Source organism: Bradyrhizobium sp. HKCCYLRH1034 (assembly GCF_051168375.1).
Taxonomy (GTDB): Bacteria; Pseudomonadota; Alphaproteobacteria; order Rhizobiales; family Xanthobacteraceae; genus Bradyrhizobium.
In genome coordinates, this window is the sequence record NZ_JBNPUW010000003.1 from 485,583 (window position 1) to 504,621 (window position 19,039).

Below are 19,039 nucleotides of genomic sequence, written 5' to 3' on the forward strand. Positions count from 1 at the left end.
GCGATAAGCTTGCATCTGAATGGGTTTCTTCCTATATCGGTTGTGGATGAGAGCGAGATTGTGCGGTGCTTGAAGTGGATGTCAGCAACAACGCCTCGATGAGTGGTCATGACCGCGGCAACCCGGATCTCGGGAACGGCCGGCAGCCAGCACTCAATGGCTGCCCATGGCACGACGTCAACGAGATGCTGCAGGCGGCCGGGCTGCGCCCGACCCGCCAGCGCATGGCCCTCGGCTGGCTGCTGTTCGGCAAGGGCGCGCGGCATCTGACCGCCGAAATGCTCTATGAGGAAGCGACGCTGGCCAAGGTTCCGGTCTCGCTCGCCACGGTCTATAATACGCTGAACCAGCTGACCGACGCCGGCCTGCTGCGCCAGGTCAGCGTTGACGGCACGAAGACGTATTTTGACACCAACGTCACCGCCCACCATCACTTCTATCTCGAGAACAACCACGAGCTGGTCGACATCCCGGACCAGCATCTGGCGCTGTCGAAGCTGCCGGAGGCGCCCGAAGGTTACGAGATCGCCCGGATCGACATGGTCGTCCGGCTGCGCAAGAAGCGCTGAGCCTCCGGAAGGTCTTCATCGAAGCACCATGCCCGCACCCGCTGCGGGCATTTTTGTGTCGGGAGCGCGTCAGGATGGAGGTCAGCGCATTGCGCTGACCTGGGCCTTCAATTGACCTGCTCGTCGGCGTAGACGCCCCACAGCCGCTGCTGCTGGATCCAGCCTTCGAAACCATTGCCGAGCACGCGGCACCAGCCATTGCCGCATTTCTTCACCTGCGCGACAACGCCTGCCTGCAGCCGCGCTGTGACCGCGCTGGTCGCGTCGGCGCTCTCGTAGATCGGGGCGAGATCGTCCTTGTTCTTCATCGTGACCACCGCCGTGCGGCGCCCCGACAGCAACGAGTGATAGACCCACCCCTCCGAGCCTTCGGAATCGCGCACGCGGCGCCAGTTCTCATATTCCGCAGTGATCTCGACCGGCAGGCCGGAGCGCGTATAGACCCAGGCCACGTCGTTGTCCTTGGTCGGACCGGCACGAACGTTCACATGATCCGACTTCAGGCTGACATAGCGCGGCACCGGCAGGCCGCTGGTGGTGAGAACGGAGTCCTTCGCCGCAACGCCGCCCCTGCCGACGGCAACGTCGAACAGACAGACCAGCAGCACCACGACAGCACCGAAACGCCACAACGTCAATTTACTCAACTCACTCTCCCTCGAAAGGATCGACCCGCGCTCCGATCAAAGCGGATTGCGTTGCGATCCTTCGCCCGATCCCCATCGAACCGCCCGGCTGCCCCCCTTCGTGCTCGGAGAGGGCTTGCCGAAAGCGCCAGTCCCGACCTGCCGTTGGCTTCTTGTCTTGGCCGGGCCTTCTGCTAGACAGGACCGAACACAAGCGGCCAGGAAGCGCCTGAGAATCGCTCGCGAAGCCCTGTCAGGGACGGATCGGCCCACCTGCGAGATCCGACACGACCAGTCCAGGGAAGCGCCGCTCTCAGGCGACGACGGTAGTTTCGGCGAACCCGGTTAATGAGGTCTGAAGGATCTCATGAGAGCAGCACATGTCAGGTAGGAAAAAGCCCCTCGTCGTGGTGACACGCAAGCTGCCGGACTCGGTCGAGACGCGCATGCGCGAGCTGTTCGACGCCAGGCTCAATCTCGACGACGAGCCGTTGAGCCAGGAACAACTCGCCGACGCCGTGCGCACCGCCGAGGTGCTGGTTCCGACCGTCACCGACCACATCAGCGCCGACATTCTCAATCAGCCCGATTGCAAGCTGCGCATGATCGCCAACTTCGGCAACGGCGTCGACAACATCGACGTCGCGGCGGCGGTGGCGCGCGGCATCACCGTCACCAACACGCCGAAGGTCCTCACCGAGGACACCGCCGACATGACCATGGCGCTGATCCTCGCCGTGCCGCGGCGGCTGATCGAGGGCGCCTCGATCCTCACCGAGGGCAAGAACTGGGCGGGCTGGTCGCCGACCTGGATGCTCGGCCACCGCATCGGCGGCAAGCGCTTGGGCATCATCGGCATGGGCCGGATCGGCCAGGCCGTGGCGCGGCGTGCCCGCGCCTTCGGCCTGCAGATCCACTATCACAACCGCCGCCCGGTCGCTCCCGTGATCGCCGACGAGCTCGGCGCTACCTACTGGGAGAGCCTCGACCAGATGCTGGCGCGGATGGACATCATCTCGGTCAACTGCCCGCACACGCCGGCGACGTTCCATCTGCTGTCGGCGCGCCGGCTGAAGCTGATCCGCAAGGACGCCTACATCGTCAACACCGCACGCGGCGAGGTGATCGACGAGGAGACGCTGACGCGGCTGATCGAGGCCGGCGACATCGCCGGCGCCGGTCTCGACGTGTTCGAGCACGAGCCCGCGGTGAATCCGCGCCTGGTCCGGCTCGCCAAGGCCGGCAAGGTGACGCTGCTGCCGCACATGGGCTCGGCCACCATCGAAGGCCGCGTCGAAATGGGCGAGAAGGTCATCATCAACATCAAGACCTTCCTCGACAACCACCGCCCGCCGGACCGCGTGCTGCCGAGCATGTTGTAGGCCCGTCACTCGACCCCACAATCAGTGTCGTCGCTGCGAACGCAGGGACCCGTACCGCGTAATGTCCGCGTGGGACATCGCTGGTCGTCATCGTCTCGTTCACGCTGGTGGTTATGGGTCTCGGCTCAAGGCCGGGACGGCAGCTGGGTACGGGGCGCCTGCGCGCTTCCGCCACTCCCCGACGAACGCGACGAACGCCGCCAGCGCCGGCGGCGGTTGCCGGCGGCTCGGGTAATACAGATACGGTCCGGGGAACGGCGGGCACCAGTCGTCCAGCACGCTGACGAGACGGCCTGCCGCCAGCGCATCGCGCACATGTCCCTCGAATGTCGCCCAGTAGCCGACCCCATCACAGGCGGCGCGCATCGCCAATCCGAGCTGCACCGCGATCAGCCGGGCCGGCGGCGCGATCCTGATCACCTGCCCGTCCTTCTCGAACTCCCAATCCAGCATCGCGCCGGACGAGAAGCGCGTGCGAATGCAGCCTTGCTGCAGCAGGTCGCGCGGATGCGCGGGACGGCCATGCTGCGCAACATATTGCGGTGAGGCGACGATGGCGTAGCGCTGCGTTTCGCCGAGCGGCACGGCGATCATGTCCTGCGCCAGGTGCTCGCCATAGCGCACGCCGGCATCGAACCCGGCCTGCACGATGTCGACGAAGCCGCTGTCGGCGACGATCTCGAGCTCGATCAGCGGATAGGCCTGAAGGAACGGCGCGACCATCGGCGCCAGCACCAGATCGACCGCGGGCGGCGGCGCATTGATGCGCAGGCGCCCCGCCGCGACCTGCTGCTGGCCGCGCACCTGATGGATCGCCGCTTCGATCTCGGCCATCGCAGGCTCGAGCCGTGCCAGCAGCGCCTCGCCGGCCTGCGTCAGGCCGACGCTCCGCGTGGTCCGGTTGAGCAGCCGGACGCCGAGCCGCTGCTCCAGCTCCTTGAGCCGCTGGCTGAGGCTGGATGCCGCGAGTCCCTGCTCGCGCGCAGCGCGGCGGAAATTGCCGCTGCGAGCCACGGCAGCGAAGGCTTGAAGATCGCGGAGGTCCGGCTCGCTCATTGTTCGATATGCTGAACAGTCCATTCGGAATTGTCCAGCTTTTCGAGCCGCGAAAATGCGCCGATATCCGCGTTGTCCGGGCGGGCCACCAAGCCGCCTGCGCCAGCAAGAGGAGATTGATCATGCAAACCCGCCAACTCGGCTCGACCGGCCCCGACGTTTCGGTCATCGGACTAGGCTGCATGGGCATGTCGGACTTCTACGGCCCCACCGACCGGTCCGAGAGCATCGCCACCATCCACGCCGCGCTCGACGCCGGCATCACGCTGCTCGACACCGGCGACTTCTACGGGATGGGCCACAACGAGATGCTGATCCGCGAGGCGCTGGCCTCGGCCGGTCCGCGCAACGTGCAGATCTCCGTGAAGTTCGGCGCCCTGCGCGGCCCCGACAAGAGCTGGCTCGGCTATGACAGCCGGCCCGAAGCTGTCAGAACCTTCCTGTCCTATTCGCTGCAGCGGCTCGGCGTCGACGCCATCGACATCTACCGCCCGGCGCGGCTCGATCCCAAGGTGCCGATCGAGGACACGATCGGCGCGATGGCCGAGCTGAAACAGGCCGGCTACATCAGGCATATCGGGTTGTCGGAGGTCGGTTCAGAGACGATTCGCCGGGCGCACAAGGTGCACCCGATCTCGGATCTGCAAATCGAATATTCGCTGATCTCGCGCGGCATCGAGAGCGACATCCTGCAAACCTGCCGCGAGCTCGGCATCGGCATCACCGCCTATGGCGTGCTGTCGCGCGGGCTGATCAGCGGGCACTGGTCGATGGACCGCGCCAACGCTGCCGACTTCCGTGGCCATTCGCCGCGCTTCAGTGGCGACAATCTCGATCGCAATCTCAGCCTGGTCGACACGCTGCGCAGCCTGGCAGGCGAGGTCGGCGCCACGCCGGCGCAAGTCGCGATCGCCTGGGTGGCCGCGCAGGGCAACGACATCGTCCCGCTGGTCGGCGCCCGCCGCCGCGACCGTCTCGACGAGGCGCTCGGCGCGCTCTGCGTCAAGCTCACCGAGGTCCAACTCGCCGCGCTGGACAAGGCCTTCCCGATTGGTGTCGCCGCCGGAGAGCGCTATCCGGAGGCGCAGTTGGTGCATATGGACAGCGAGCGCGGTCAGCCGGGCTGAGCGTCATGCGAGTCCAGGTCGCGCAACAAACTCGGTGTCGTCCCCGCGAACGCGGGGACCCATACCGCGTGATGTCTGGAACAGGCAGATGACCCGTTCCGCGCGCCTCATTGCATTCACGGAGTATGGTCCCGGATCGGCGCCCGACGACGCGTTGCGTCGCCGGGCTTGTCCGGGACGACAGTGAATTTGTGGCGCGCCTCTCGACTCAAGCGGCATCACTTCCGATGCGCGCTCAAGTCCGCAATGACTGGCCCGTCACCATTCAGCGGATTGGCCGGATCGCGCCCATAGCGCAGGGTCTCGAACCGCATCGTGCGCGCGTCCAGCATCAAGAGCCGTCCCACCAGCCCCTCGCCGAAGCCGACGATCTCGCGGATCGCCTCCAGCGCCATCATCGAGCCGAGCATGCCGGCGAGCGCACCCATGACGCCCGCTTCGGCGCAGGCGGGCACCGTGCCCGGCGGCGGCGGCTCGGGGAACAGGCAGCGATAGGTCGGATTAAACTGGCCCTTCTCATTCCGCTCATGCGCGCGGATCGTCGTCAGCGACGCATCGAAGGTGCCGAGCGCGCCGGTGATCAGCGGCTTCTCGGCCAGAAAGCAGGCATCGGAGACGAGATAGCGGGTGTCGAAATTGTCGGAGCCGTCGAGCACGAGATCATAAGCGCCGATCAGATCGAGGGCGTTGTCGGCATTGAGCCAGGTCCGATGCGCCATGACGCTCACATGCGGATTGAGCGCGTTGATGCGCTCGGCAGCGCTCTCGACTTTGGGTCTGCCGATGTCGGGGGTCGCATGGATGACCTGGCGCTGCAGATTCGACAGCGACACGACGTCGTCGTCGACCACGCCGATCGTGCCGACGCCAGCCGCGGCGAGATACATCAGCGCCGGTGCGCCGAGGCCGCCTGCGCCGACCACCAGCACCGCAGCGCGCTTCAGCGCCGCCTGACCGGGACCACCGACATCGCGCAGCACGATGTGACGGGCATAGCGCTCCACTTCTTCGTCGCTCAGCATCGTTCCACCACGCCCTTCCGCTGCCGCACCGCTGTCAGCCCATTGCCGGCCCATGGCGAAGACGGCGGATCTCCGCACTGAACCCTCGCCGGATTGTGACCGACCAAGCAGATGTGCTTATTTAGCGGCGCGGCAAGAGCATCGGGATTTGTCATGAGACGGCTGGCCACGGCAACCTTCATCTGCGGGATCGCCGCATGCGCGTCGGCGCAGGCACAGACGCCGCAGGGCGCGTCGCCGGGCGCCAAGCCCAAGCCCGTCGCGACCCAGCCGGCGCGCCCGGGCGTGCAGGCTCCCGCCGACACCGCCAATGCGATGAGCCAGGCCGAGCGGCTCGCGCTGCAATCCGATCTCGCCTGGGTCGGCCAGTACAATGGCGCGATCACCGGCGACGTCAGCGAGCGCATGGTCAACGCGATCAAGGAATACCAGAAGCTCGTCGGCGGCAAGCCGACCGGCGTGCTGAACCCGCAGGAGCGCGCCGTGCTCGCCGACACCGCGCGCCGCAAGCAGGAGGGCGTCGGCTGGAAGCTCGTGACCGAGCCGGTCAGCGGCGCACGGCTCGGCATTCCCGCAAAGCTGGTGCCGCAACAGACCAGCGACGGCACCGGCTCGAAATGGACCTCGCCCACCGGCACCGTGCAGGTCGTGCTGTCACGCCGCAAGGAGGCGAACCCGACCACCGCGGCGCTCGCCGACCGCGAGAAGAAGGAGCCCGGCCGCACCGTCGACTACAGCGTGGTGAAGCCCGACTTCTTCGTGCTCTCGGGCCTGCAGAACCTGAAGAAGTTCTACATCCGCGGCACCTTTCGGGGCGACGAGGTGCGTATCCTGACCATCCTCTACGATCAGGCCACCGAGAACACGGTCGAGCCGGTCGTGATCGCGATGTCGAGCGCTTTCACCGCGTTTCCGTCGACATTGGCCGCGCAGCCCGCGCCACGGCGCCGCGTCGATTACGGCACCGGCATCATCGCTACCCAGGACGGCGCCATCATCGCCGATCGCGAGGTGACCGATGCCTGCGTGGCGATCACCATTCCCGGTTTCGGCCATGCCGAGCGCGTGGCCGAGGACAAGGAGCGCGGCCTGGCGCTGCTGCGCATCTACGGCGCGCGCGGCCTGAAGCCGCTGGCGCTGTCGGGCGGCAGTGCGAAATCGTCGGTCGACATCGTCGGCATCGCCGATCCGCAGAGCCAGGGCGGCGGTGCCGCGATCAGCACCGTCAAGGCGCAGCTCGCCGGCAATGGCGCCGGCGACGCCTCGCTGGCGCCGGCGCCCGGGCTCGGCTTTTCCGGAGCGGCGGCGCTCGACGGCGACGGCAAGTTCGCCGGCGTCACCTTGCTCAAGCCCGGCGTCCTCGCCGGCACGGCGCTGATCCCATCGACGCAGGTCGTGATGGTCAGCGCCGATGCGACGCGCGCCTTTCTCGCCACGCATGGCGTCAAGCCCGACGGAACCTCGCTCGACGCCAAGGCGGCGACGGTGCGCGTGATCTGCGTGCGGAAGTAGCGCCTGCGCCAAACCGGTCCGGCATCGCGATCATGCCGCCGCGCCCTGCGGCGCGGCGGCGTTTACGCAATGTTAAGCATGTCGTTTTAGAAAAAATTAAGGGCCCAACGGCGGCCGGCGGGGATCGGACGTGCAGCATCGCGACTGCATGGGATGATGCTCGGCGATGCCGATCGCTCGCCCGCGGCTCGCTGCCACTCAACTTCCTAGCACCTTGCTATCAACTCGGAACGGCTCCCGCCGTAGTCAACCGGTCTGTGCAGGCACAGGCCGAGCGTGAAATAGTTCGAACAGTTTTGTCGGCGTGCTGATTCGGACCACCGCGATCGCTCTTCATGAGTTGGATCGGGCCGGGACTGTCCTGAGCGAGAATAGCTCTGCACCGCGATCGCGATGCGCTCAGCTTTGGCGTTCTCATAAGTTCCGTCAACATCCGAAGGACTGTCTCCCGATGTACACGATCGTTTTGGCCACGCAGAAGGGCGGCAGCGGCAAGAGCACGCTGGCGATTGGTCTGGCCGTGGCGGCCCAGCAGGCCGGCCACAAGGTGCGCGTGATCGAGACCGACCGTCAGGGCACGCTGACCAAATGGCAGGCGCGCCGCGCCGCGAGCGAGCCGATCGTCGAAGCCGTCTACGATGCCAAGACGATCGAGCCTCGCCTCGAAGCGCTGGCCCGCGACGGCGTCACCCTCTGCGTGATCGACACCGGGGCCGGCATCACGGCATCCACGACGGCCGCGATCCGCCACTGCGATCTGTGCCTCATTCCGGCGCGTCCGAGCGTCGCCGACATCGAAGCGACGGCACCGACCTTGAGCGTCGTGCGCGCCTGGCGCAAGCCGTTTGCCTTCGTGCTCAACCAGGCCCCGATCCGCGGCGGCCATCGCGTCACCGATGCGACGACTGCGCTCGACGCCGACGCGCCGCGCGACATCGCAGAGGTGCTGGCGCAGCCCTTCATCATGATGCGCAACGACCACCAGGACGCGCTCGCCGCCGGTCTCGGCGTCAGCGAGTTCGATGCGGCCGGCAAGTCGGCGCAGGAGATTCGCAGCCTGTGGCGCTGGACCGCGGGCAAGCTCGCCGGCGACCACGTCATGCATGACGCTGACGAGCTGAAGGACGCGAGCGAGCACGCCGAGGTCGAATTCCCAATCATGCTGACGCCGCCCGCCGAGGAAGCGAAGCTGCCGGTGACGCGGGCCTACCCGACCTGGGCCGACAATGGCATCAACTGGAAGGCGGGGCTGTAAAGGCGGGCTGTGTTCGTCATCGGATACGAACTATCGCAAATGCGGTGTGCTCCCTCGCCCCGCAAGCGGAGCGAGGGAAACATCACCGACCGCGGGATCGAGTCCACCGAATCCAACCGTGCCTAGCGCTCTCCTGCCTCGCGCATCTCCAGCTGCTTGATCCGCGCATCGGCGCGACGCAGGCGGCGGCATAGCTCGCGATTGATGTTCTGCAGCACGATCACATAGGCGTGGATGTCAGCCTTGTAGAAGGCATACAGCTTTTGCGCCGTCAGCTCGTACAATACGGTCGGCGCTTCCGCGACGACGGTGGCCGATCTGTTTTGCATGTCGAGCAGGGTCATCTCGCCGAAGAAATCGCCGGGCTCGAGACGCGACATATGGATCGCAACGCCCGTCTCCAGGCGCTCGCTCACCTCCAGCGTGCCGCTGTGCACGACGAACATCGAACGACCCGCCTCGCCTTCGGCGACGACCACGGCGCCGCTCTCGAACTCACGCGTGACCAGCATCGAGACCAGCAGATCGAGGCTCGCATCGGGCAGGCCGCCGAAGAACGGCGTCGCGAGCAGGAATGCTTTCAGATCGGGCGAGCTGACAGCCATGGCGGCAGTATACCCCCACCCCCGTCCGTCACAAGCAGACCGGGGCAAGCCGGCCATGCCAGCTCGTCCGCCGCTGCATCACTTCTGGCACTTCGGGCACCAGAACGTCGACCGCCCGTTCTGCACGAAACGCTTCACCACGCCCTCGCAGCCATCCGTCCGGCACGGCTCGCCCTCGCGGTCATAGACCTGGAACGAATGCTGGAAATAGCCGAGTTCGCCCGAAGTCTGGCGGTGATCGCGCAGCGACGATCCGCCGGCGCGGATGGCCTCGTTGAGCACGGTGTGGATCGCTTCCACCAGACGCCTGGCGTGATCCGTGGGCTCGCCCTTCTTCGTTGCCAGCGTTGCCGCCAGCCGTCGCGGCGACAGATGGGCGCGGAACAGCGCCTCGCAGACATAGATGTTGCCGAGCCCGGCGACGACGCGCTGGTCGAGCAGCGCCGCCTTGAGGCTGGTCTTCTTGCCGGCACAGGCGCGCGCCAGCATGGCGGCATCGAATTCGTTGCCGAGCGGCTCGGGCCCGAGATCCTTCAGGTGCGGCTCGGTCTCGATCTCGCCGCGGCCGATGATCTTCATGAAGCCGAAGCGGCGCGGATCGTTGAACACGATGTCGGCGCCAGACGACATGTGAAACACGACATGGTCGTGCACGCTGTCCTTGCCGCGCGGATAGTGAAACTCGCCCGGCGTCTCCTCGTGCTCCGGCTTGATCACCCGGAACGAGCCGGACATGCCCAGATGCATCAGCAGCACGTCGCCGGAGCCGAGGTCGGCCAGCAGATATTTGGCGCGCCGGCCGAGTCCCCTGACGGTCTGGCCCTGCAGGCGCTTCGCAAAATCGGGCTGGAACGGAAACCTGAGATCGCCGCGCCGGGCCTCGGCCTTGACGATGACGGCGCCTTCCATGACGGGCTGCAGCCCGCGCCGGACGGTCTCGACTTCGGGCAGCTCAGGCATGCCGGCTCATTTCACCTTTTGCATCCGCGACCATTCACCTTGTCCGGCTGACGTGATAGCGCCTTGGCCGCATCAGCGCTATGGTGCCGTATCGGAGTAAGGGTGATGGATCAGCCGGACCAAACCACTCATTTCGGCTTCAGGGACGTGCCTCTGGGCGAGAAGCAGACGCTGGTGAACGACGTGTTTCACAGCGTGGCACAGCGCTACGACCTGATGAACGACCTGATGTCGGGCGGACTGCACCGCGTCTGGAAGGACATCATGATCAACACGCTGAACCCGCCGAAGAGCGACGCGCCGTTTGCGCTGCTCGACGTGGCCGGCGGCACCGGCGACATCTCCTTCCGCGCCGCCAGGAAGGCCGGCGCCGGCTTCCATGCCACCGTGTGCGACATCAACAGCGACATGCTCGAGGTCGGGCGCCAGCGGGCGCTGAAGCAATATCTCGACGACAAGGTCTCGTTCGTCGAGGGCAATGCCGAAAAGCTCGCCTTTCCCGACCGCTCCTTCGACGCCTATACGATCGCCTTCGGCATCCGCAACGTGCCGCAGATCGAGCTCGCGCTCGCCGAGGCCTTCCGCGTGCTCAAGCATGGCGGCCGATTCCTGTGCCTGGAATTCTCCACCGTCGAGATGCCCGGGCTCGACAAGCTCTACGACCTGTTCTCCTTCAACGTGATCCCGCAGCTCGGCCGCGCCGTCACCGGCGATGCCGAGTCCTACCGCTACCTCGTCGAATCGATCCGCCAGTTTCCGCGTCCCAGCGCCTTCGCCGAGATGATCTCGGCGGCCGGCTTCTCCCGCGTGTCCTGGCAGACTCTCTCCGGCGGCATCGTCGCGCTTCATTCCGGCTGGCGTTTGTGATCTCCGCACTCACCCACATTACGCGGCTCGCCCGGGCCGCCTTCGTGTTCGCGCGCGAGGGCGTGTTCGGCGCCGTCGATCCGAGCCTGGCGCCGCCGCCGGGCCAGCTCGCGCTGAAGCTGGCGCGCCTCGTCGAGCGCCCCGGCGCCAAGTCCGGGCCAAGATTGTCGCGGGCGCTGGAGCGCATGGGCCCGGCCTATCTCAAGCTCGGCCAGTTCCTGGCGACGCGGCCCGACGTCGTCGGCGTCATCATGGCGCGCGACCTCGAATCGCTGCAGGACCGGCTGCCGCCATTCCCGCAGGCCGAGGCCGAGGCGGTCATCGCCACCGCGCTCGAGCGCCCGATCAGCCAGCTGTTCACGCATCTCGGTCCTCCGGTCGCCGCCGCCTCGATCGCGCAGGTGCATCGCGGCGAGGTCGAGCGCGACGGCATTCGTCGTCCGGTCGCGGTGAAGGTGCTTCGGCCGAACGTCGCCTCGCGCTTCCGCCGCGACCTCTCCGATTTCTTCTTCGTCGCCGAAAAGGCCGAGGCGCATTCGTCGGAGGCGCGGCGGCTGCGGCTGGTCGAGGTCATCAACACGATGTCGCGCTCGGTCGCGATGGAGATGGACCTTCGCCTGGAGGCCGCTGCGCTCTCCGAGATGGCGGAAAACATCAAGGACGATCCGGACTTCCGCGTACCCACGGTCGACTGGGATCGCACCGCCAACACCGTGCTGACGATGGAGTGGATCGACGGCATCGCGCTGAACGATCACGCCCGGCTCGCAGAGGCCAATGTCGATCTGCCCGACGTCGGCCGCAAGGTGATCCAGAGCTTTCTGCGCCACGCGCTGCGCGACGGCTTCTTCCACGCCGACATGCACCCGGGCAACCTGTTCCTGGACCAGCAGGGACGGCTGGTCGCGGTGGATTTCGGCATCATGGGCCGGCTCGGCATGAAGGAGCGGCGCTTCCTCGCCGAGATCCTGCTCGGCTTCATCACCCGCGACTACCGCCGCGTCGCCGAAGTGCATTTCGAGGCCGGCTACGTGCCGCCGCATCATTCGGTGGAGAATTTCGCACAGGCCATCCGCGCCATTGGCGAGCCGATCCACAACCGCACGGCCGAAGAAATCTCGATGGCCAAGCTGCTGACCCTGCTGCTCGAGGTCACCGGCCTGTTCGACATGCGCACCCGGCCGGAGCTGATCCTGCTGCAGAAGACCATGGTGGTGGTCGAGGGCGTCGCGCGCGGCTTCGATCCCAAGCTCGACATCTGGAAGGTCGCCGATCCCGTGGTGCGCGAATGGATCGAGCGCAATCTCGGCCCGCTCGGCCGCATCGAAGGCGCCGTGTCCGGCGTCGGCGACCTGGTCCGGCTCAGCGCGACCCTGCCCGTGCTCGCCGCCCGCGCCGCCGCCGTGCTGGAGCACATGGAGACCATGAGCCGCGACGGCTTGCGCCTGTCGCCGGAAACCATCGCCGCCATGGGCCGCACCGAAGGCAAGAAGAGCCGCTGGCGCGCCATCGCGCTGTGGGTCATCGCGCTGACTTTCATCGGCATTCTGTTCGCGGTGCTCAGGCTGTGACCTGAGAGCCCCGCTCTCTCCACTCGTCATTCCGGGGCGCGCGAAGCGCGAGCCCGGAATGACGGCGGCAAATAGCTAGGCTCACCAATCGGCATTACGTCTACTGATTGCACTGCTGTCATTTTCTGCTAGCATTGCCTTCACAAGGGCAATGCTGGGGAGGCGGTCATGGCGAGCCTGACCATCCGCAAGCTGGACGACTCTCTCAAGACTTATCTGCGACTGCGCTCGGCGCAGAACGGGCGCTCCGTCGAAGAGGAAGTCCGGGTCATCCTGCGCGCGCTGATCGAGCCTGCCGATCCATCCGAGCCGCCTATGGCGCCGCCAGCTCCAGCCAACCTCTCCGCCCCGCTCGTCCCCCAGCCCGGCCAGACGCGCGAGGCCCGCGTCACCCTGATCATCGGCGGCGGCATCGCCGCCTACAAATCGCTCGACCTGATCCGGCGGCTCAAGGAGCGCCACATCCAGGTCCGCTGCGTGCTGACCAAGGCGGCGACGCAATTCGTGACCGAGCTCGCCGCATCGGCGCTGTCGGGAGATCGTGTCTTCACCGATCTGTTCGACGCGCGCAGCGAGTTCGACGTCGGCCACATCCGGCTCGCACGCGACTGCGATCTCATCGTGGTGGCACCGGCGACCGCCGACCTGATGTCGAAGATGGCGCACGGCGCCGCCGACGACCTCGCCAGCGCCATCCTGCTCGCGGCGAGCCGGCCGATCCTGCTGGCGCCGGCGATGAACCCGATGATGTGGAGCAATCCGGCGACGCGCCGCAACGCCGCGACCCTGCAGCGCGACGGCGTCCAGATGATCGGGCCGAACGCCGGCGAGATGGCGGAGAAGGGCGAGGCCGGTGTCGGCCGCATGGCCGAGCCGACCGAGATTGCGGACGCCGTCGTCGCCATGCTCAAGCCGCCTGTGCCGCGCCCGCTCGCCGGCCGCCGCGTGCTGATCACCGCGGGCCCGACCCACGAGCCGATCGACCCGGTGCGCTACATCGCCAACCGCTCCTCCGGCAAGCAGGGCTTTGCGATCGCCGCCGCCGCGCAGGCCGCCGGCGCCGACGTGCGGCTGATCGCAGGACCGGTGGAGCTTGCCGACCCCAAGGGCGTCAGCGTCACCCACGTCGAATCGGCGCGGCAGATGCTCGACGCCGTCGAGGCCGAGCTGCCCGCCGACGTCGCGATCTTCGCCGCGGCGGTGGCCGACTGGCGCGTCGCCAATGAGGGCGGCCAGAAGCTGAAGAAGACGGACAAGGCGATCCCGCCGCTGACGCTGGTCGAGAACCCCGACATCCTTGCCACGATCTCGAAGCTGAAGGAGAAGCGGCCTGGCCTCGTCATCGGCTTCGCCGCCGAGACCGAGCACCTGATCGACAACGCGAAGGCAAAGTTCGCCCGCAAGGGCTGCGACTGGATCGTCGCCAACGACGTCTCGCCCGCGACCGGCGTGATGGGCGGCGACCGCAACACCGTACATCTCTTGACGAAGGACGCCGATGGCGTCCATGTCGCGTCCTGGCCGATCATGACCAAGGACGAGGTCGCGACTGCGCTCGTCGCCGAGATCGCCAGAACCATGGGACCCGTTGCGTGACACAGACGATCTCGATCGACGTGCAGATCCTGCCGCATGGCGAGGGCCTGCCGCTGCCGGCCTATCAGACCGCACATGCCGCGGGGCTCGATCTGCTCGCCGCGGTTCCGCCCGATGCGCCGCTCGTCCTTGCGTCGGGCGGCCATGCGATGGTGCCGACGGGATTGTCGATCGCGCTGCCCGACGGCTACGAGGCCCAGGTGCGGCCGCGTTCGGGGCTCGCTGCGCGGCACGGCGTCACGGTGCTGAACTCACCGGGCACGGTGGACGCGGACTACCGCGGCGAGATCTGCGTGCTGCTGATCAACCACGGCAAGGAACCGTTTACGATCCGCCGCGGCGAGCGCATCGCGCAGATGGTGATCGCCGCCGTCGCGCGCGCCGAGCTCAGCCTCGCGACAACCTTGACGACGACCGCGCGCGGCAGCGGCGGCTTCGGGTCGACGGGCCGTTGAACTACGGGCTTGCCACTGTTCCGACTCGAAAGAGTCGATCGGCGGACGCATTTTCCTCAGGCGCAACCATCGTTCACGGTCTGGACTCTTACCGCTGGAGTCCCGAAGCGGTTATGGTTGATTGATTCGTGAGACGGCGCGGTCGACGCGATCGGCGCCGCGCGGAACTTCGTGCGGTTTGGGGCAAATATGTCGGGCGTGATCGTGGTGATGCGTCAGACGCTGCTGTCGTGCACGTCACTTGCGCGCAAGGGCCTGATGGGTCTCGCTGCGACTGCGCTTGCGCCGGCGACACCGGGCTTCGCAGGCGATGGCGTGGCGCCGGATGCGATCACGACGCTGTTCGAGCTGAGCCGTCCTGATATCGCCGAGGTCACGGCGATGCTGGCGCTGCTCGGCTTCTCCGTCGTCGCCGCGGTCGCGCTGGTGCGCACGCGTCTGGCGGCCGGCCGGAAGGAAGCACGGCTGCGCGCCGACGTCGCCGGGCTGCAATTGCAGGCCGATCGCTACCGTGCGCTGCTGTTCGCCGAGCCGCAGATCCTGATCGCCTGGCCGGCCGGCGGCCACCGTCCGCAGATCTCCGGCGACACCTCGATGCTGGTGCCGCAGGATCAGCCGCAGCGCATTCTCGCCTTTGGAACCTGGCTGCCGCCGGAGCCCGCGCTGCAGCTCGACCGCGCCGTCGACGCGCTGCGCGAGGCGGGCGAAGGCTTCATGCTCAATCTCACCACCTCGCACGGCCATGCGATCGAGGCGATGGGCCGCGCCATCGGCGGCCAGGCCATCGTGCGCATCCGCGAATTGTCCGGCCTGCGCCGCGAGCTCGCCGAGACGCAGCTCCGCTTCAAGGCGCTCGGCGAGGAGACGGAGTCGCTGCGCGCGCTGGCAGCGGCGCTGCCGTGGCCGATCTGGGCACGGCAGGCCAATGGCGCTCTCGCTTACGTCAACGCCGCCTATGCCCGTGCCGCCGATGCCCGCGACGTGCCGGACGCGATCGGCCGCAACATCGAGCTGCTCGACTCGGCCGACCGTATCGACCTGCAGCGCGCGCTCGCCACCAACGGCCGTTTCGAGGGCCGGCTGCCGATCGTGACCGGCGGCGAGCGCCGCATGTACGACGTGCGCGCCTTCATGCTGGGAAACGGCAGCGCTGGCGTCGCCATCGACGCCAGCGAGGCGGCGGCCCTGGACGCGGCCGTGGTGCGGATGCGGGAAGCACACCGGCGCACGCTCGATCAGTTGTCCTCGGGCGTAGCCGTGTTCGACGGCCAGCGCCGGCTCGCCTTCTACAACGACTCCTATCGCCGGCTGTGGCGTCTCGATCCCGCCTTCCTGGACAGCCAGCCGGATGACTCGTCGGTGCTCGACCGTCTTCGCGCCGCGCGCAAGTTGCCCGAGCAGGCCGACTTCCGGGCCTGGAAGGCCAAGCTTCACGAGGCCTATCGCGCCGTCGAGGCCGCCAAGGACACCTGGTTCCTGCCCGACGGCCGCGCGCTGTCGGTCGTCACCACGCCGAACCCGGAAGGCGGCGTCACCTATCTGTTCGACGACGTCACCGAGAGCTTCGCGCTTGCCCGCCGCTTCGACGGCTTGATCCGGGTCCAGCGCGAGACCCTCGACAGCCTTGCCGAGGGCGTCGCGGTGTTCGGCTCGAACGGCCGGGTCGAGCTGTTCAATCCGGCCTTCGCCAAGATGTGGCGGCTGTCGCCGGATCAGTTGCGCGAGCATCCGCACATCGACACCGTGGAATCCTGGTGCCATCAGCTCTATGACGATGCGGTCGCCTGGCGCACCGTCCGCGAGGCGATCACGTCGATCGAGAACCGGCTCGACGTTGCGCTGAAGCTCGAGCGCAAGGACGGCAGCGTGCTCGACTGCATGAGCCGCCCGCTGCCCGACGGCGCGACCATGCTGACCTTCCAGGACATCACCGACACCGAGAATGTCGAGCGAGCCCTGCGCGAGAGCAACGAGGCGCTCGAAGCCGCCGGCCAGATGAAGATCGACTTCGTCCACCACGTATCCTACGAGCTGCGCGCGCCGCTGACGACGATCATCGGCTTCGCGCATTTCCTGTCCGATCCGTCGACCGGGCCGCTGACCCCGAAGCAGGCCGAGTATCTCGACTACGTCACCAAATCCACCAACGCGCTGCTGGCGCTGACCAACAACATTCTCGACCTCGCCACCATCGATGCCGGCGCCATGAAGCTCGAGCTCGGGCCGGTCGACGCCGCCAAGGCGATCGAGGCCGCCGCCGAGGGCGTGCAGGACCGGCTTGCCACGGATCGCATCCGATTGACGATCGCGGTGGACCCTGATGTCGGCTCTTTCGTCGGCGACGAGCGCCGCGTCGTGCAGGTGCTCTACAATCTGCTCGCCAATGCCGTCGGCTTCTCGCCGCCGGATTCGAGCGTCGTCGTCAGCGCCCGCCGCACCGACCACAGCGTCGTCTTCGCGGTCACCGATTCCGGCCCCGGCATTCCGCCCGAGGTGAAGGACAAGGTGTTCGAATGGTTCGAGAGCCATTCGCAGGGCTCGCGCCATCGCGGCGCCGGCCTCGGACTGTCGCTGGTGCGCTCCTTCGTCGAGCTGCATGGCGGCAGGGTGCGGATGGATTCGGTGGTCGGCAAGGGCACCACGGTCACCTGTGACTTCCCGACCGACCACGTCGCGCAACGCAACGCCGCGGAATGACGGACCAGCTGACATTCACCACCACGCTGGCGGACGAGACCGCCACCGCCGCCCTGATGGCCGATCTCGCGCTGCTGATCGGCCCGGGTGCACTGATCACGCTCACGGGCGATCTCGGCGCCGGCAAGACGGCGGCGGCGCGGGCGATGATCCGCTATCTCGCCGGCGACGACGAGCTGGAGGTGCCGAGTCCGACCTTCACTCTGGCGCAGAGCTACGACCTGCCGAGCTTCCCGCTGGTGCATGCCGATCTCTATCGCATCAGCGATGCATCGGAGCTAGAGGAGATCGGCCTGTCGCCGCTGCCGGAGGCGACCGTCGTGCTGATCGAATGGCCGGAGCGCGCCGGCGGCACTCTCCCGCTGGATCGCGTCGACATCGCGCTGCGCCACGATCCATCGCAGGGCGACACCGCCCGCAGCGCCGAGATCACCGGCAGCGGCAAGGCGGCCGCGGTGGTTGCACGGCTGAAAGCCTTGCGCGAATTCCTCGCCGAGGCCGGGCACGCCAAATCGCGCCGCGAGCGCATGGCCGGCGATGCCTCGACCCGCTCCTATGCGCGGCTCCACAAGGGCGAGCGCGTCTCCATCCTGATGAACTCGCCGAAGCGGCCCGACGGCCCGGCGATCTACAACGGCAAGCCCTATAGCGGCGCCGTGCATCTCGCCGAGGACGTCCGCCCATTCGTCGCGATCGCCGCCGCCTTGCGCGGGCGCGGCATCTCGGCGCCGAAGATCAACGACGCCGATCTCGGCCACGGCTTTCTCATCACCGAGGATCTCGGACGCGAGGGCGTGATCGAGGGCGACCCGCCACGACCGGTCGTGGAGCGCTACGAGGCCGCGACCGATCTGTTGGCCGCGCTGCACGGGCAGGACGTCCCCTCGGTGCTGCCGCTGGCGCCGCAGGTGACCTACGAGGTCCCGACCTTCGACGTCGAAGCCATGCTGATCGAGATCGGCCTGATGCTCGAATGGTACCTGCCCGACCGTGGCGTGGAGCTGTCGCAGGTGCTGCGCGCCGAATTCCTGGAAATATGGCGCGAGTTGCTGGAGGCGCCGCTCGCGGCCAAGCCGACATCTAAGCCGACCTGGGTGATCCGCGACTACCACTCGCCCAACCTGCTCTGGCTGCCCGCGCGCGAAGGCATCGCCCGCGTGGGCGTGATCGACTTCCAGGACGCGGTGATGGGACCGCCGGCCTACGACGTGGTCTCGCTGGCGCAGGACGCCCGGATCGACGTGTCGGCAGAGCTCGAGCGGGCGCTCCGAGAGCGCTACATCGCCGCGCGCCAAGCGGCGTCGACGGACTTCGACGCCGACGAATTCGGCGCGCACTACGCGATCATGTCCGTCCAGCGCAACACCCGCCTGCTGGGTACCTTCGCCCGCCTCAACCGCCGCGACGGCAAGCCGCAGTACCTCAAGCACCAGCCTCGCATCTGGGACTATCTCCACCGGTCGCTGGCGCACGCGGCGCTCGACCCAGTCCGCGACTGGTACGCGGCCAACGTGCCGCCTCCAGCCGGCGTGGCTTGAGGCACCCTCTCACGGCGCCAGCGGCGTACCCCCTCCCCCTTGCGGGGAGGGGTCGGGGGTGGGGGTCTCCGGGCGACACTGTGAGCGATGGGCTTAGAACCTGACAATCAGCAGCTGAATAGCTGTGAGCTGCTAGACCCACTAACTCAACGACATTCCGCATCCGCGGACCCCCACCCCCAACCCCTCCCCGCAAGGGGG

16 protein-coding genes are annotated in these 19,039 nt (G+C 67.4%); 11 read left to right on the forward strand and 5 right to left on the reverse strand.

Going from position 1 to position 19,039, the window contains the following annotated elements; genetic code table 11:
• Window positions 1-98: 98 nt before the first annotated feature.
• Window positions 99-569 carry an iron response transcriptional regulator IrrA gene (irrA, locus tag ACQR0W_RS09215; RefSeq protein ID WP_315716966.1) on the forward strand — a complete coding sequence of 157 codons (471 nt, stop codon included), beginning with the start codon at window positions 99-101 and terminating at the stop codon, window positions 567-569.
• Between the two features lie 107 nt (window positions 570-676).
• On the opposite strand, the gene ACQR0W_RS09220 is transcribed toward irrA, so the two are convergent.
• Window positions 677-1,162: an SH3 domain-containing protein gene (locus tag ACQR0W_RS09220; RefSeq protein ID WP_409977910.1), complete on the reverse strand. Its 486-nt coding sequence runs from the start codon at window positions 1,160-1,162 to the stop codon at window positions 677-679.
• A gap of 413 nt (window positions 1,163-1,575) precedes the next feature.
• Here ACQR0W_RS09220 and ACQR0W_RS09225 point away from each other — a divergent pair, with 413 nt between their 5' ends.
• On the forward strand, window positions 1,576-2,577 hold the full coding sequence (locus tag ACQR0W_RS09225; RefSeq protein ID WP_315716913.1) for a 2-hydroxyacid dehydrogenase: 1,002 nt from the start codon (window positions 1,576-1,578) through the stop codon (window positions 2,575-2,577).
• Window positions 2,578-2,688: 111 nt separating this feature from the next.
• Here ACQR0W_RS09225 and ACQR0W_RS09230 read toward each other — a convergent pair whose 3' ends face one another.
• Complete coding sequence (locus tag ACQR0W_RS09230) at window positions 2,689-3,633, reverse strand: LysR family transcriptional regulator (protein ID WP_316170036.1); 945 nt, start codon at window positions 3,631-3,633, stop codon at window positions 2,689-2,691.
• Between the two features lie 122 nt (window positions 3,634-3,755).
• Here ACQR0W_RS09230 and ACQR0W_RS09235 point away from each other — a divergent pair, with 122 nt between their 5' ends.
• Window positions 3,756-4,760, forward strand: coding sequence for an aldo/keto reductase (locus ACQR0W_RS09235; protein WP_315716911.1), 1,005 nt, complete (start codon window positions 3,756-3,758; stop codon window positions 4,758-4,760).
• Between the two features lie 218 nt (window positions 4,761-4,978).
• On the opposite strand, the gene ACQR0W_RS09240 is transcribed toward ACQR0W_RS09235, so the two are convergent.
• Complete coding sequence (locus ACQR0W_RS09240; protein WP_316170093.1) at window positions 4,979-5,782, reverse strand: HesA/MoeB/ThiF family protein; 804 nt, start codon at window positions 5,780-5,782, stop codon at window positions 4,979-4,981.
• Between the two features lie 153 nt (window positions 5,783-5,935).
• Here ACQR0W_RS09240 and ACQR0W_RS09245 point away from each other — a divergent pair, with 153 nt between their 5' ends.
• Both ACQR0W_RS09245 and ACQR0W_RS09250 read left to right on the forward strand, forming a co-directional pair.
• A complete protein-coding gene (locus ACQR0W_RS09245; protein WP_315751769.1) occupies window positions 5,936-7,294 on the forward strand; it encodes a peptidoglycan-binding protein in 1,359 nt (452 codons plus the stop codon).
• Window positions 7,295-7,745: 451 nt separating this feature from the next.
• A complete protein-coding gene (locus ACQR0W_RS09250) occupies window positions 7,746-8,549 on the forward strand; it encodes a ParA family protein (protein WP_316170035.1) in 804 nt (267 codons plus the stop codon).
• A gap of 122 nt (window positions 8,550-8,671) precedes the next feature.
• Here ACQR0W_RS09250 and ACQR0W_RS09255 read toward each other — a convergent pair whose 3' ends face one another.
• Together ACQR0W_RS09255 and mutM are read right to left on the reverse strand one after the other, a co-directional pair.
• Window positions 8,672-9,154: a Crp/Fnr family transcriptional regulator gene (locus ACQR0W_RS09255; protein ID WP_316170034.1), complete on the reverse strand. Its 483-nt coding sequence runs from the start codon at window positions 9,152-9,154 to the stop codon at window positions 8,672-8,674.
• A 78-nt stretch (window positions 9,155-9,232) separates the two neighbouring features.
• A complete protein-coding gene (gene mutM / locus ACQR0W_RS09260; protein WP_316170033.1) occupies window positions 9,233-10,114 on the reverse strand; it encodes a bifunctional DNA-formamidopyrimidine glycosylase/DNA-(apurinic or apyrimidinic site) lyase in 882 nt (293 codons plus the stop codon).
• Between the two features lie 105 nt (window positions 10,115-10,219).
• Here mutM and ubiE point away from each other — a divergent pair, with 105 nt between their 5' ends.
• The 6 genes from ubiE to tsaE all read left to right on the forward strand — a co-directional run bounded on the left by ubiE (window position 10,220) and on the right by tsaE (window position 18,838).
• Window positions 10,220-10,981 (forward strand): bifunctional demethylmenaquinone methyltransferase/2-methoxy-6-polyprenyl-1,4-benzoquinol methylase UbiE, encoded by a 762-nt coding sequence (gene ubiE, locus ACQR0W_RS09265; protein ID WP_315716905.1) that lies wholly within the window; start codon window positions 10,220-10,222, stop codon window positions 10,979-10,981.
• Window positions 10,978-12,552: a 2-polyprenylphenol 6-hydroxylase gene (gene ubiB, locus ACQR0W_RS09270; RefSeq protein WP_316170032.1), complete on the forward strand. Its 1,575-nt coding sequence runs from the start codon at window positions 10,978-10,980 to the stop codon at window positions 12,550-12,552. The genes ubiE and ubiB overlap by 4 nt, the downstream gene beginning before the upstream one ends.
• Window positions 12,553-12,720: 168 nt before the next feature.
• Complete coding sequence (gene coaBC, locus ACQR0W_RS09275) at window positions 12,721-14,148, forward strand: bifunctional phosphopantothenoylcysteine decarboxylase/phosphopantothenate--cysteine ligase CoaBC (RefSeq protein WP_316170031.1); 1,428 nt, start codon at window positions 12,721-12,723, stop codon at window positions 14,146-14,148.
• Entirely contained in the window at window positions 14,145-14,603 is a 459-nt protein-coding gene (dut, locus tag ACQR0W_RS09280) for a dUTP diphosphatase (protein WP_316170030.1), read from the forward strand. The genes coaBC and dut overlap by 4 nt, the downstream gene beginning before the upstream one ends.
• Before the next feature lie 189 nt (window positions 14,604-14,792).
• On the forward strand, window positions 14,793-17,300 hold the full coding sequence (locus ACQR0W_RS09285; RefSeq protein WP_316170029.1) for a sensor histidine kinase: 2,508 nt from the start codon (window positions 14,793-14,795) through the stop codon (window positions 17,298-17,300).
• Window positions 17,297-18,838, forward strand: coding sequence for a tRNA (adenosine(37)-N6)-threonylcarbamoyltransferase complex ATPase subunit type 1 TsaE (tsaE, locus tag ACQR0W_RS09290; protein ID WP_316170028.1), 1,542 nt, complete (start codon window positions 17,297-17,299; stop codon window positions 18,836-18,838). Before ACQR0W_RS09285 ends, tsaE begins: the two co-directional genes overlap by 4 nt.
• Window positions 18,839-19,039: the final 201 nt, after the last annotated feature.